14 protein-coding genes and 1 pseudogene are annotated in these 13,174 nt (G+C 70.4%); 4 read left to right on the forward strand and 11 right to left on the reverse strand.

The genetic code is table 11. The annotated features are described in order from the left end of the window. Window positions 1–116: 116 nt before the first annotated feature. Both CRP56_RS10765 and CRP56_RS10770 read right to left on the reverse strand, forming a co-directional pair. On the reverse strand, window positions 117–836 hold the full coding sequence (locus CRP56_RS10765; RefSeq protein WP_097262654.1) for an aspartate/glutamate racemase family protein: 720 nt from the start codon (window positions 834–836) through the stop codon (window positions 117–119). A 5-nt stretch (window positions 837–841) separates the two neighbouring features. Further along, on the reverse strand, window positions 842–2,305 hold the full coding sequence (locus tag CRP56_RS10770) for an NCS1 family nucleobase:cation symporter-1 (RefSeq protein WP_097262656.1): 1,464 nt from the start codon (window positions 2,303–2,305) through the stop codon (window positions 842–844). Window positions 2,306–2,469: 164 nt separating this feature from the next. Between CRP56_RS10770 and CRP56_RS10775 the strand changes: the two genes are divergently transcribed. Continuing rightward, the gene (locus tag CRP56_RS10775) at window positions 2,470–3,129 is read left to right on the forward strand and encodes a GntR family transcriptional regulator (protein ID WP_097262658.1); all 660 of its coding nucleotides are present in this window, start codon (window positions 2,470–2,472) and stop codon (window positions 3,127–3,129) included. A gap of 6 nt (window positions 3,130–3,135) precedes the next feature. On the opposite strand, the gene CRP56_RS10780 is transcribed toward CRP56_RS10775, so the two are convergent. After that, window positions 3,136–3,813, reverse strand: a complete 678-nt coding sequence (locus CRP56_RS10780) for a uracil-DNA glycosylase (protein WP_097262661.1) — start codon at window positions 3,811–3,813, stop codon at window positions 3,136–3,138. 212 nt (window positions 3,814–4,025) lie between these two features. Between CRP56_RS10780 and CRP56_RS10785 the strand changes: the two genes are divergently transcribed. After that, window positions 4,026–4,619 (forward strand): RNA-binding S4 domain-containing protein, encoded by a 594-nt coding sequence (locus CRP56_RS10785; protein ID WP_373559751.1) that lies wholly within the window; start codon window positions 4,026–4,028, stop codon window positions 4,617–4,619. 272 nt (window positions 4,620–4,891) lie between these two features. Here CRP56_RS10785 and CRP56_RS10790 read toward each other — a convergent pair whose 3' ends face one another. From CRP56_RS10790 to CRP56_RS10800, 3 genes are all read right to left on the reverse strand, one after another. Continuing rightward, window positions 4,892–5,362 carry a DoxX family protein gene (locus CRP56_RS10790; protein WP_097262663.1) on the reverse strand — a complete coding sequence of 157 codons (471 nt, stop codon included), beginning with the start codon at window positions 5,360–5,362 and terminating at the stop codon, window positions 4,892–4,894. Window positions 5,363–5,453: 91 nt separating this feature from the next. Further along, a complete protein-coding gene (locus CRP56_RS10795) occupies window positions 5,454–6,176 on the reverse strand; it encodes a class I SAM-dependent methyltransferase (protein WP_097262666.1) in 723 nt (240 codons plus the stop codon). A gap of 61 nt (window positions 6,177–6,237) precedes the next feature. Then, window positions 6,238–7,239 carry an acyltransferase domain-containing protein gene (locus tag CRP56_RS10800; RefSeq protein ID WP_179850980.1) on the reverse strand — a complete coding sequence of 334 codons (1,002 nt, stop codon included), beginning with the start codon at window positions 7,237–7,239 and terminating at the stop codon, window positions 6,238–6,240. A gap of 56 nt (window positions 7,240–7,295) precedes the next feature. Here CRP56_RS10800 and CRP56_RS10805 point away from each other — a divergent pair. Next, window positions 7,296–7,556 (forward strand): annotated as a pseudogene (locus CRP56_RS10805) (DUF6343 family protein); the annotation flags it as partial. A 79-nt stretch (window positions 7,557–7,635) separates the two neighbouring features. Here the strand turns inward: CRP56_RS10805 and CRP56_RS10810 are convergent. The 4 genes from CRP56_RS10810 to rpsA all read right to left on the reverse strand — a co-directional run bounded on the left by CRP56_RS10810 (window position 7,636) and on the right by rpsA (window position 11,444). Continuing rightward, on the reverse strand, window positions 7,636–8,016 hold the full coding sequence (locus tag CRP56_RS10810) for a tetratricopeptide repeat protein (protein WP_097262669.1): 381 nt from the start codon (window positions 8,014–8,016) through the stop codon (window positions 7,636–7,638). Between the two features lie 50 nt (window positions 8,017–8,066). Further along, window positions 8,067–8,705, reverse strand: a complete 639-nt coding sequence (coaE, locus tag CRP56_RS10815) for a dephospho-CoA kinase (RefSeq protein WP_097262673.1) — start codon at window positions 8,703–8,705, stop codon at window positions 8,067–8,069. Between the two features lie 45 nt (window positions 8,706–8,750). Next, entirely contained in the window at window positions 8,751–9,689 is a 939-nt protein-coding gene (locus tag CRP56_RS10820) for a PAC2 family protein (protein WP_097262674.1), read from the reverse strand. Window positions 9,690–9,944: 255 nt separating this feature from the next. After that, window positions 9,945–11,444 carry a 30S ribosomal protein S1 gene (rpsA, locus tag CRP56_RS10825; protein WP_097262676.1) on the reverse strand — a complete coding sequence of 500 codons (1,500 nt, stop codon included), beginning with the start codon at window positions 11,442–11,444 and terminating at the stop codon, window positions 9,945–9,947. A gap of 366 nt (window positions 11,445–11,810) precedes the next feature. Between rpsA and CRP56_RS10835 the strand changes: the two genes are divergently transcribed. Continuing rightward, on the forward strand, window positions 11,811–12,656 hold the full coding sequence (locus CRP56_RS10835; protein WP_097262678.1) for a class I SAM-dependent methyltransferase: 846 nt from the start codon (window positions 11,811–11,813) through the stop codon (window positions 12,654–12,656). A gap of 9 nt (window positions 12,657–12,665) precedes the next feature. Here the strand turns inward: CRP56_RS10835 and CRP56_RS10840 are convergent, their stop codons facing one another. Next, complete coding sequence (locus tag CRP56_RS10840) at window positions 12,666–13,145, reverse strand: hypothetical protein (RefSeq protein ID WP_143664895.1); 480 nt, start codon at window positions 13,143–13,145, stop codon at window positions 12,666–12,668. Window positions 13,146–13,174 lie beyond the last annotated feature (29 nt).

The raw sequence follows: 13,174 nt of genomic DNA on the forward strand, positions 1-13,174 counted from the left end.
TCACCTCACCGGGAAGGCCGGGGAACCCACAGGACTGCGGATCCTTCACCCCACCGGGACGGCCGCGAACCCACAAAGCCACGAACCCCTCGCCCCACTACCTGGACCGCGCCCCCTCACCCCACCCCCCTCCCCCAAACCCGCCCCTTGGGCAACGGTCGCGCGTACCCGCCCACCCGGCTCGTCCCCAGCCCCAACCCCACCAGCGACTCCGCCAGCTTCACCGCGGCTCCCACCCCGTCGACCACCGGCAGCCCGAGCTTCTCCCCCACCGCCCGTTGCAGCCCCGTCATCCCGGCGCAGCCCAGCACCAGCACCTCGGCGCCCGCGGCGATGGCCCGCTCCGCGGCGGCCACGAAGGCGGCCTCCGTGCGCTCCGCGTCGCCGAGTTCGAGGACGTTCAGCCCCGTTCCGACCACCGCGGCGCAGTTGCGGCCCACGCCGGCGAGTTCCAGGCTGTCCTCGATCTGGCCGCAGGAGCGTTCCAGGGTGGTGACCACCCCGTAGCGCCGGCCGAGCAGACAGGCCAGATGGGCGGCGGCCTCGGTGATGTCGACGACAGGGACGTCGACCAGCTCCCGGACGCCTTCCCGTCCGTGTTCGCCGAACCCGGCCATGACGACCGCGTCGTACGCGGGGCCCTCGTAGGTCCGCAGGAGGTCGATCACCGCGGCCGCCGACAGGTAGCTGTCGAGCCAGCCCTCGGCCGACTCGGGCCCCCACTCGGGCGTCAGCCCGGTCACGGCGGTGCCCGGGCCTGCCGCGGCCCGGGCACCTCGTACGATCTCCTCGGTCATCTCCTGCGTGGTGTTGCAGTTGGTGACGACGATCCGCACGTCCGTCAGACCTCCACGGCCTTGGTGGCGGCGGTGCGCTCGTCCCGGCACAGCAGCGCGTACAGTCCGGCCGCCAGCGCCGTGCCGATGAACCAGGAGTACGGCGCCACGTCGCTGAACGTCTTCACGAGGGCGAGCACGGCCGCGACGCCCGCCGACGGCAGGAACGCCCACAGTGCCTTGGGGTTGACGCCCTTCTTGTAGTAGTAGCGGGAGCCGGGGGCGCCGGAGAACAGTTCTTCGACGTCCACGCGGCCCTTCTTGATCCAGTAGTAGTCGAGCATGATCACGCCGAACAGCGGGCCCAGGAAGGCGCCGAGGCCGCCGAGGAAGTAGTTGACGACGGTCGGGTTGGAGAAGAGGTTCCAGGGGGTGACGACCAGCGCGGCGACCGTGCTGATCATTCCGCCGACCTTGAAGCTGATCTTCTGCGGCCAGACGTTGGCGAGGTCGTAGGCCGGCGAGACGAAGTTGGCGACGATGTTGACGCCCATGGTGGCGACGGCGAAGGTGAGCGCGGCGACGACCAGGACCCAGGTGTTGCCGACCTTGGCCACCAGTTCCGCCGGGTCGGTGATGGCCTCGCCGAACACCTCCAGCGAACCGGCCGTGACGATCACCGAGACGACCACGAAGGCCGTGGAGTTGATGGGCAGGCCCCAGAAGTTGCCGCGGCGGACGGTCTTGTAGTCCGGGGCGAAGCGGGAGAAGTCGCAGAAGTTGAGCATCAGCGTGCCGTAGGTGGCGAGGATCAGGCCGATCGCACCGAACCACTGGCGCCACTGCTCGCCGACCGACACCGGGTGCGGGGTGGTGGTGAGGGAGATGGTCCAGTCGGCCTTGGCCAGCACCCAGACCGCGAGCGCGATCATGACGATCCAGATCGCCGGACCGCAGAAGTCCTGGAACTTCCGTACCGACTCCATGCCCTGGCTGATGATCAGCGCCTGGATCAGCCACAGGGAGAGGAAGGAGACCCAGCCCAGCGCGTCAAGTCCCAGGAAGGAGCTGTGCGTCCAGGACTCCAGGCCCGGCCAGGCGGCGAGCAGCATCACGTTCACCGCGACCGAGGCCAGATACGTCTGGATGCCGTACCACATGATGGCGATCACGGCCCGGATGAGGGCCGGGATGTTGGCGCCCCAGATGCCGAAGCTGATGCGGCTGACGACCGGGAAGGGTACGCCGTGCCGCTGGCCGATCTTCCCCATCCAGTTCATGCCGATGTAGATGAGCACGAAGCCGACGAGCAGCGAGGTGAAGACCTGCCACACGTTCATGCCGAGGACCAGCAGACCGGCGGCGAAGGTGTAGTTGCCCAGGTTGTGGACGTCGGACATCCACATCGCGAAGAGGTCGAAGACCTTCCAGTTCCGCTTCTCGGCGGGCGCGAGGTCTTCGTTGGTGAGGCGGGGATCGGGGACGAACGCTGGGGCGCCGGTGGCTGTGGCGCGGTCGGCGAGGGACACGGAGCCTCCATGAGCCGGGGACGGAGGAGGGTGGCGGATACGGCCGCCCGGAACGCCGTTTGGTATACCAAACTGCCGTCATGGTCCTCCCGTCAAGCGTTCCGACCGATGTCGCGTCTGTTAACGCTCGGTAAAACACCTTCGGAGTCGGCGAAGATGGCCCCATGAGCTCCACGACGAAGATCGAGCCCCTGGGTGCCATCCGCGAACGCGTCCTGACCTCGCTACGGCAGGAGATCATCGCGGGCGGACTGCGTCCCGGTGACCGACTGGTCGAACGGGAGCTCGCCGAGCGCTTCGGCGTCTCCCGGGTACCGGTCCGTGAGGCGATCCGTGCCCTGGTCGCCGAGGGCTTCGTCCACTTCGAGACCCCTCGTCGGACCGTCGTACGGCGGCTGAACCCGCAGGACGTCAAGGAGCTCTTCGAACTGCGCGAGGCACTGGAGGTCTACGCGGCGGGGCTGGCCGCGGCCCGCGCAACGCCGCAGGATCTCGCCGAGGTCGAGCGGCTCCTCGACGAGGCGGCGACCGCGACCGAGGCGGGCGACGCGGAGACGATCACGGACATCAACAGCCGGCTGCACGACCGCATCGTGGCCATGGCCGACAACACCCTGCTGGTCGAAGCCCTCGAACCGGTCGCCGGCCGACTGCGCTGGATGACCCGGCGGAACGAGGAATGGCCCCAACTCCTCATAGAGCACCGCGAGTTGTACGAGGCGATCGCCTCCGGCGACCCGGAGCGGGCCCGCGCCCACGCCCTCGCGCACGTGCGGACCAACTACGAGTCGACGGTACGACAGCTGTTCGGGGAACCCAGCTGATTCCCGTCAGTGAACGGCCGCCGCCGTGCGCAGCACGTCCCGGAGCATCTGCGGGGTCAGCCGGCCGGTGAAGGTGTTGCGCTGGCTGACGTGGAAGCAGCCGAACAGCTCGATCCCGTCGAGCGGTACGCGCACCCCGTGCCCGAAGGCGGGCCGCGGCCGGGGCACGTCCCACCCCGCCGCCATCAGCGCGGGCAGCGTGGCCTGCCAGCCGAAGGCGCCCAGCACCACCACCGACCGCAGCGTCGGCCGCAGCAGCCTCAGCTCCTGCACCAGCCAGGGGCGGCAGGTGTCCCGCTCGCCCGGGGTGGGCTTGTTGGCGGGCGGGGCGCAGTGCACGGGCGAGGTGACGCGGACGCCGTGCAGCTCAAGGCCGTCGTCGATGCTCACCGCGGTGGGCTGCGAGGCCAGGCCGACGTCGTACAGCGCCTGGTACAGCACGTCTCCGGAGCGGTCTCCGGTGAACATCCGGCCGGTGCGGTTGCCGCCGTGCGCGGCGGGGGCGAGGCCGACGATCAGCATCCGGGCATCCGACGGCCCGAATCCCGGCACCGGGCGGCCCCAGTACGTCTGGTCGGCGAACGCGGCCCGTTTCGTACGGGCCACTTCCTCCCGCCAGTCGACCAGGCGGGGGCAGGCGCGGCAGCCCGCGATACGCCGGTCCAGGTCGTCGAGAGCTTTCACGTCACCACCGTACGGCCGTGCCCTCGCCGCCCCGGATTCGCGAGCGGTGGGGCGGGGCGGTCAGTGGGGAAATGGCGTCGGGGTGGGCGGGGGCGGGCGGCTAAGGTCGAGGCATGGCTGCTGAACGTGGGGAAGGCGGGGCGGGCGAGGGCATGGACGCCGTCGCAGCCGCTCGGAACGGGGCCGAGAGCACGCCGACGGCTATAGGGGCGATGTCGCAACCGGCACCCGCCGCCAAGGCAGAGTCGGGCCCTGCCGAAGCGGAGTCGGGCTCTGGTGGAGCTGGGCCGGCCGGGCGTGAGGGTGGTGGGTCGGATTCGGAGGTCGCCGCCGCCGTGGCTGCCGCCGAGGCCGCTGGGCCGCAGCAGGGCGAGACCGTTCGCGTCGACAGCTGGATCTGGTCCGTGCGGCTGATCAAGACCCGGTCCGCCGGGGCCGCCGCCTGCAAGGGCGGTCATGTCCGGGTGAACGGTGAGCGGGTCAAGCCGGCCCACTCCGTGCGGGTCGGTGACGAAGTCCGTCTGGTGCATGAGGGGCGGGAGCGGATCGTCGTCGTCAAGCGCCTCATCCGGAAGCGGGTGGGGGCTCCTGTCGCGGTGCAGTGCTATGTCGACAACAGTCCGCCGCCTCCGCCTCGTGAGGCGGTTGCTCCGGCGGGGATCCGTGACCGGGGTGCTGGGCGGCCGACCAAACGGGATCGGCGGGAGATGGAGCGGTTGCGGGGGATGGGTGGGGTGCCGGGGGTGCCTGGGGTGTCGGGGGGACGTAAGGGTGGAGGCGCGGGGGGTCGCGCGGGCGGGCGGTGACCGGCGGGTTTTTCTCGCCCCCGCCGCCCCTACCCGTCCCATCCTCCAGGGGCTGCCGCCCCTTCGACCCCGCCTCCCTGGGGGCTGCCGCCCCCAGACCCCCGCTTCGGCCCTGAACGGGCCTCGTCCTCAAACGCCGGACGGGCTGAGATTGACTGAACCGGCGCTTCAGAAACACACGGACCGACGTGAGCCAGCGCCGATGCCCCGCAAACCCCGGTCGGAATGGCCAACCCAGTCCGACCGGGGTTTGCGGGGCGCCGATGCCGCTGTCACGCCCGGCGTCGCAGTATCCGCAGCAGCTGGGCGTTCTGGCCGCGGCGGGCCCAGGCGATCAGGGCCAGCGGGATGATCAGGATCAGCGGCGTCGCGGCGTTCTCCCCGTCGAAGTAGGAGATCTGGACCACGAACGCGCCCACCATCAGCCCGCTCAGCGCCACCGCCGCCACCGACTGCAGCACCGGCACCAACAACGCGATCGCACCGGCGAGTTCGAGCGCGCCGATGGTGTACATCCCCGCGTTGCCCCAGCCCATCTCGGCGAAGGCGTCGGCGGCCGTGGGGTGCGCGATCAGCTTGGGCAGCGCGCTCGCGAACGCGTAGAACAGGGCGAGCAGCACCTGAATGGTGCGCAGGGCGATCCTGGCGCGGCGCCCACGGGCGGTCGCGGACTCGGCGACGACCGTGCCGGTACCGGAGTTGGCGGACGCGGCGGCGGTGACGGATACGGTGGTCTCGGACATCGGGGGCTCCTGTGGGATGCGGTCCGTTGTGCTGTCACAGAGATAGACCGGCCCCCGCACGGAAACTCATCGCCGCCAGGCGAACATCCCCTCACGTCCGTGGGGCCGTCCAGGCAGCCCCCGCCCTCTCCTCATCCACCGCCCGCACCGCGCGTACCCATATCCGGTCCTCGGTCAGGTACTTGTCCACCCGGAGGCCCGCCTCCCCCAACGCCTCCTCGAACTGTTCCTTCGTCAGCGGCCGGGCCAGGAACGTCTGGGTCCATACCGCGTCCGGGAACTCGTACTCCGCGCGCACCGAGTTCACCCCGTCGCCGACCGGCTCCGCCGACACCATGCGGAGGGTGAAGCCACTGGGGTCGACGCGTTCGCGTGGCAGGTTGGTGTGGTAGTCCTCGCCCTCCCGCTGGATCAGTACGCACCCGCTCTCCGCCACATGCCGGGCGCAGGCGCGCAGCAATCCGCGTCGCACCTCGACGTCGCCGGCGTGCACGAGGAACGACGCGAGCATCACCACGTCGAACGTCTCGCCCAGGTCGAGTTCCTCGACCTTGCTGCGTATCGTGCGCGCTCCCCGGACGCGGGCCAGCATCTCCGGGGACTCGTCCACCGCCGTGACCGAGAAGCCCCGCTCCAGCAGCGGGTGGGTCATCCGGCCCACACCGCAGCCCAGTTCCAGGATGTGCGCCCCCGCCGGCACGGCCGCGGCGATGATGTCCGGCTCGTCGTACACCGGGAGCCGTGAGTACAGCTCCACCGCACAGCCGTCCGGGGTGATCGCCCCGGGTCCCGTCCCCTCGTACCCCTCACGCATTTTCAGTTCCATGCCCGTCCAACGGCCCGCATCCGCACGCCCGTTCCTCCCTCGAACAACTTCACCCGTTCGAGGGGCGGAGCCTTTCCTCGGGAACCTTCTCGGGAACCTTCGCGGGTCCCGCCTCGGACCCTGCCTCGACCCCCGCCTCGGGCAGCGGAAACCACCCTTGCCCGATGTACCAGTGCCCACCGGCCCGCAGATGATCGCCCACCGCCCGCTCCACCGACGTACGCCGAGGCAGCCCGGCCACCGGCAGCTCCGGGTCCCCGAACACGAACTGGACCGGCTCGGTGTCGGCCGACTCGGCGTCTCGCGGCGCGAGCCGGAACCGCTCCTGGAAGCGGACGATGTTGGAGTCGGCGGGCAGGTACCGCTTCAACTGCGGGTCCAGCAGCCAGGAGTGACACATCACCGCCCGGTACTCCTCCTCGGGGTAGTGCTTGGCGAAGAACTCGCCCGCCAGCGCCACCGCCCGGTCGCACGCGGCCGGCGTCAGCGGGCCGAGGAAGTCGGGGATGTGCAGGCCCAGACAGAGCGTGCCGGTGGTCGCCCGCATCCCCGCCGCCGCGAGCCCCCGCGCCGAACTCGCCCAGAGCCGCTCCCGTTGGAAGTGCAGTCTCCCCAACTGGTAGATCTCACCGCGGAAATGGAGCACCAGCCACTGCGGGGACTGGACTCCCGCCGTCCCGTGCCGCCTGCGGTGGACGGCCATGTTCCGGCCGAGGTCGGTGAGGGTGCGCCGGGAGACGTCGGCGGGGACACCTAGTGCCCGGTGGTACGCGCGCGTGTGCGGAAGCGCCGCGACGAGCACGTACGCGGGGAAGATCCGGCGCAGCGCCGGCGGTGCCTCGGCGGTCCGCGCGGTCAGCTGCAGGCCGTCGCCGTACTCGACGATCTCCCCCATGTCGCGCACCAGCGCCTCGACGCACTCCGCCAGCAGCCGCATCGCTCCGGCATCGGCCGTCAGCGTCCGCCACCTGGCGACGAGCTCGTTGATGTCCTCATGGGGTACCGCGAGGTCGAGCAGCGCCTCGGCGAGCTCATCGGTGTCCGGCAGCACGCGCCCTCCAGCAAGGGGTACGAGGAGTACGTTGGCAGTGAGGAGTGGTGATCCCGATGCGTACGGGCAGTGAGCCGTCGACCGCGCGCAGTGCGCTGCGGGCCCGGTTCTGGCTGAGCGTGTGGGGGCTGGTCTGGGCGATCTTCGGGACAGCCGCGTTCGCCCTCGCGGGCCGCCCCGGGTGGGCCGCCGCCTGCGGGGTGCTCTGGCTGGTCGTCACCGTCGATCTGACCCTGATCCTCCGGCACATCCGACAAGGCCCGCACTATCAGCCGGGCCCGGACGTCCCACCGTACCGGCCGGCGGAGCAGCGGCCACCGCGCGGGTCACCAGGGCAGCGGCCGTCGTACCGGCGACCGGAGGACCGGCCTCCGGACCGGCCCGCGCCGTGAGCCGTCACGCGTCGAACCGCGCCGCCTTCAGGTACTGCGGGTTGGGGTCCAGTGCGGCGGCCAGCCGGAAGTGGCGTTTGGCCTGGTCGGGGCGGGCTTGGCGCTCGTAGGTGCGGGCGAGCGCGAAGTGCGCGAACGCGTTGTCCGGCTCGCGCTCCAGGACGATGGTGAACTCCAGCTCCGCGGGCCGCAGTTGGGCGGCCGCGAAGAACGCACGCGCGCGCAGCAGGCGGGCGGCGGTGTTCTCGGGGTGCGCGGCGATCACCTGGTCGAGCAGCTTCACCGCGCCCTGCGGGTCCCGTGCGGCGAGCAACTGCTCGGCGGCACGGAAGTCGATGACATGCGTCTCCGGAGTACGTCCGGTCCAACCGCTGGTCTCGGGCACGGCAGAGTCCTTCCCTCACTGGAAGGGTTCAACGCCCGGACAGGGGGCCGCTATTCCTGGGGCGCCCGGGGCGAGTCCCCGGCCACGTGGGGCGCGCGGGCTCTTCGTACGAGCTCGTCCCATACGTCCGCCACGCGTCGCCGCAGGTCTTCCAGGGGTACGTCGTTGTCGATGACGATGTCCGCGATCTCCCGGCGCTTCTCCCGCGTCGCCTGGGCGGCCATCCGCGCGCGTGCGTCGTCCTCGGTCATGCCGCGCAGGCTGACGAGGCGGTCGAGCTGGGTCTCGGGGGCGACGTCGACGACGACCACGACGTCGTAGAGCGGGGCGAGGCCGTTCTCGGTGAGGAGCGGCACGTCATGGATGACGACCGCGTCGTCGTCGGCGGCGGATTCGAGGGCGCGGGAGCGGGCGCCCACCAAGGGGTGCACGATCGAGTTCAGCACGGCGAGCTTCTCGGGGTCGGCGAACACGATCGACCCGAGCTTGGGCCGGTCCAGGCTGCCGTCCTCGGCGAGCACGCCGGCCCCGAAGGCCTCCACGACCGCGGCCAGCCCGGGCGTACCGGGCGCGACGACCTCGCGCGCGATACGGTCCGCGTCGATCAGCACGGCCCCCCGCTCCACGAGCAGCCGCGACACCTCACTCTTACCGGCACCGATCCCACCGGTCAGGCCCACTTTCAGCATGAGCCGCAGCTTAGGCGGTGCCGCTGACAACGCACCCCATCGGGCTCAGTTGTCGCCCTCCCGCTCCGCCAGGAAGCGCTCGAACTCGCGCCCGATCTCGTCGGCGGACGGGATGTCGGTGGACTCGGCGAGCATGTTGCCGCGGGTCTCGGCGCCCGCCGCCGCGTCGAACTGGTGCTCAAGGCCCTGGACGAGGGCCACGAGGTCCTCGTCGCCCTCCTGGATCTGGCGGTCGATCTCGGTCTGCGTGCGGTGCGCGTCGGTGCGCAGCGCGTGCGCGATGCCCGGCAGCACCAGGCCGGTGGCCGCCGTGATGGACTCCAGCACGGTCAGGGCGGCGTCCGGGTACGGGGAGCGCGCGATGTAGTGCGGGACGTGCGCGGCGACGCCCAGGACGTCGTGGCCGGCCTCGATGAGCCGGTACTCGACGAGCGACTCGGCGCTGCCGGGGACCTGCGCCTCGTCGAAGGGGCTGGTGTGGCCGGGCACGAGGTCGACGCGGTTGCCGTGCGGGGTGAGGCCGACGGGGCGAGTGTGCGGGACACCCATGGGGATGCCGTGGAAGTTCACGGAGAGACGGACGCCGAGCCGCTCCACGATCTGCTGGACGGCCGCCGCGAAGCGCTCCCACTCCACGTCCGGCTCGGGCCCCGACAGCAGCAGGAAGGGCGCCCCGGTGGCGTCCTGGACGAGTCGCACCTCGATCGAGGGGACCTCGTAGTCGCTCCAGCGGTCGCGCTTGAAGGTGAGCAGCGGACGGCGGGCGCGGTAGTCCACGAGCCGGTCGTGGTCGAAACGGGCCACGACCTGGTGGGGCAGCGAGTCGAGCACCCGGTCGACGATCTGGTCGCCGGTCTCGCCCGCGTCGATGTATCCGTCGAAGTGGTAGAGCATGACAAGACCGGCCGACTCCTGGGCGAGCGCCATGTCGACGACGGCCAGGCCCTTCGGCTCCCATGCGTACAAACCCTGCGGATCAAGCACAGTGACCGCTCCTCCTCGTGTTCATACGCTTCAACGCCCCCTGAAGCAGGGGCATTCCCACGAGCAGGGCTGATCAGCCATCTCTCAAGCTCTTTTCATGGCAGGGGGAAGGGCCATGGCTTCTAGGGGCGCGGGGAACTGCGCGACCAGCCCCCGCCGCCCCGCAGCCGAAGAACGAGCCCGGGCAGCGCTGAGGGGCCGTACCTCGAAAGGTACGGCCCCTCAGTTACCCGCTAAGCCTCAGCGAGCCAGCGTTCAGCTCTGGCCACCCGCGAGCTTCTCGCGAAGCGCGGCGAGCGCCTCGTCGGAAGCCAGCGCACCGGAGGTGTCCGCACCCTCGGAGGAGTACGAACCGCCACCGCCCGCGGCCGGAGCCGCACCGGCGGCGTCGCCACCCTCGGCGGCAGCGGCAGCGTCGGCCTCGCGGCTCTTGATGACCTGCTGCTGGTGCTGCTCGAAGCGGGTCTGCGCCTCGGCGTACTGGCGCTCCCACTCCTCGCGCTGCTTCTCGTAGCCCTCGAGCCAGTCGTTGGTCTCGGGGTCGAAGCCCTCGGGGTAGATGTAGTTGCCCTGGTCGTCGTACGAGGCAGCCATGCCGTACAGGGTCGGGTCGAACTCGACCGAGGCCGGGTCGGCACCGAAGGACTCGTTGGCCTGCTTCAGCGAGAGGCTGATGCGACGACGCTCGAGGTCGATGTCGATGACCTTGACGAAGATCTCGTCGTTGACCTGGACGACCTGCTCCGGGATCTCCACGTGGCGCTCGGCCAGCTCGGAGATGTGGACCAGACCCTCGATGCCCTCGTCCACGCGGACGAACGCACCGAACGGAACCAGCTTGGTGACCTTACCCGGGACGACCTGACCGATCTGGTGGGTCCGGGCGAACTGCTGCCACGGGTCCTCCTGCGTCGCCTTCAGCGACAGGGAGACACGCTCGCGGTCCATGTCGACGTCGAGGACCTCGACGGTGACTTCCTGGCCGACCTCGACAACCTCGGACGGGTGGTCGATGTGCTTCCAGGACAGCTCGGAGACGTGGACCAGACCGTCGACGCCACCCAGGTCCACGAAGGCACCGAAGTTGACGATCGAGGAGACCACACCGGAACGGACCTGACCCTTCTGCAGGGTCGTGAGGAACGTCTGGCGGACCTCGGACTGGGTCTGCTCCAGCCAGGCACGGCGGGACAGGACCACGTTGTTGCGGTTCTTGTCCAGCTCGATGATCTTCGCCTCGAGCTCCTTGCCCACGTAGGGCTGGAGGTCGCGGACACGGCGCATCTCGACCAGGGAGGCCGGGAGGAAGCCGCGGAGGCCGATGTCGAGGATGAGACCACCCTTGACGACCTCGATGACGGTACCGGTGACGATGCCGTCCTCTTCCTTGATCTTCTCGATGGTGCCCCAGGCACGCTCGTACTGGGCGCGCTTCTTCGAGAGGATCAGGCGGCCTTCCTTGTCCTCCTTCTGGAGAACAAGGGCTTCGATCTCGTCACCGACGGCGACGACCTCGTTGGGGTCGACATCGTGCTTGATCGAGAGCTCGCGGCTCGGGATGACACCTTCGGTCTTGTAACCGATGTCGAGCAGGACCTCGTCCCGGTCGACCTTCACGATGACGCCGTCGACGATGTCGCCGTCGTTGAAGTACTTGATCGTCTCGTCGATCGCGGCGAGGAAGGCTTCCTCGTTACCGATGTCGTTGACCGCAACCTGCGGGGTGGTGGCGGTGGTCTCGGTGCTGCTCGTCATGTGGGAAAGGGCTCCGGTTACGGACAGAAAGTCGTAGGTACTGCTACGCCGGGAGCCCGTATCGCTCTGATGAAGCCGGACAGCCAAGGAAGCGCCAAACCAGAAACTGGTGATGGCGCCTCGACAACCGAGGGGACATACAACAGATGCGAGCGCAGCCTGCTACGTCTGAGGTGCGCAGGCCCGCAGCGCAACTTGTAGCATACGGGGGCAGCCGGGCAGGGTCAATGCGCGAAGGCGCACACCCGGGGCGGATCGCCGCATACCCGGCACAAGAACTGTCTCTGGAGGCCAAGCAGGCCTGAGACACCTCTCCCGTGACACCCGTGGGGACGGGTTGGAGGGAAGAGTACGACGAGGGAGCCGATCATCCAAGAGCCCACTTCTTCCGAGTCCGCGGCCCAGTCCGACTCCGAGTCGGAGGCCACGCGGCGCGACGCGGGAGCCGCCGAGAGCTCCCGGGCGAACCGGGGCTGGTGGGACCGGAACGCCGACGAGTACCAGGTGGAACACGGCACGTTCCTCGGCGACGACCGCTTCGTGTGGGGCCCCGAGGGTCTGGACGAGGTGGAGGCCGAGCTGCTCGGCCCGCCGGAGGACCTCAAGGACCGGCGCGTGCTGGAGATCGGCGCCGGCGCGGCCCAGTGCTCGCGCTGGCTGGCCGCGCAGGGCGCCCGCCCGGTCGCGCTCGACATCTCGCACCGCCAGCTCCAGCACGCCCTGCGCATCGGCGGCTCCTTCCCTCTGGTCTGCGCCGACGCCGGCGCCCTCCCCTTCGCGGACGCCTCCTTCGACCTGGCCTGCTCGGCGTACGGGGCGCTGCCCTTCGTCGCCGACCCGGTGCGGGTCCTGACGGAGGTGCGCCGGGTGCTGCGCCCGGGCGGCCGGTTCGTCTTCTCGGTGACCCACCCGATCCGCTGGGCGTTCCCGGACGAGCCGGGCCCCGAGGGGCTGTCGGTGTCCGCCTCCTACTTCGACCGCACGCCGTACGTCGAGCAGGACGAGCAGGGCCGCGCGGTGTACGTCGAGCACCACAGGACGATCGGCGACCGGGTGCGGGACATCGCGGCGTCGGGCTTCCGCCTCGTGGATCTCGTCGAGCCGGAGTGGCCGGCCTGGAACACCTCGGAGTGGGGCGGCTGGTCGCCCCTGCGCGGGAACCTGATCCCAGGGACGGCGATCTTCGTCTGCGAGCGGGACGACAGGGGCTGACCGGGGCCCTTAGTCCGGCAGTTCGGTCTCGGGGCCGGCGGTGGGGTCCGCGGCCAGCCACCGGGACACGATCCCCTCGACGACCCGCTGACCGCCACGCTGCTTGATCAGCCCCTCCTTGGCGGCGCCCCGGACGAGGACCGTGCTGCCCGCGTCGTCGGCGGCGGTGACGGTGAGCGTGACGACGGCCGGGTTCATCCCACCGAACCCGGTCCCCATCACCGCGCGGACGGCGGTGCCGCCGTTCGGCAGGGCGACGACGGCCAACGGCGGCACACAGCCCACCACCATCTGCTCCGCCAGCGCCAGCGCCGCCTCCGGGGCCAGGCCGGTGCCGAGGCGGATCTCCAGCACATCCTTTTTCAGCCTCCCGGCCACAAGGCGGGTGAGCTTTCCCTGCGCGCCCACGGCCTGCGCGGCGGCGCCCAAGTGGTGCGCGAGCGTCGCGTCCTCGTCCGGCAGTGGCATGTCTTCGTCAGGCAGTGGCATGCGGTGACCATAGCCGCGTGCCCGAGACT

It is taken from the genome of Streptomyces sp. TLI_55 (assembly GCF_900206255.1).
GTDB lineage: Bacteria > Actinomycetota > Actinomycetes > Streptomycetales > Streptomycetaceae > Streptomyces > Streptomyces aquilus.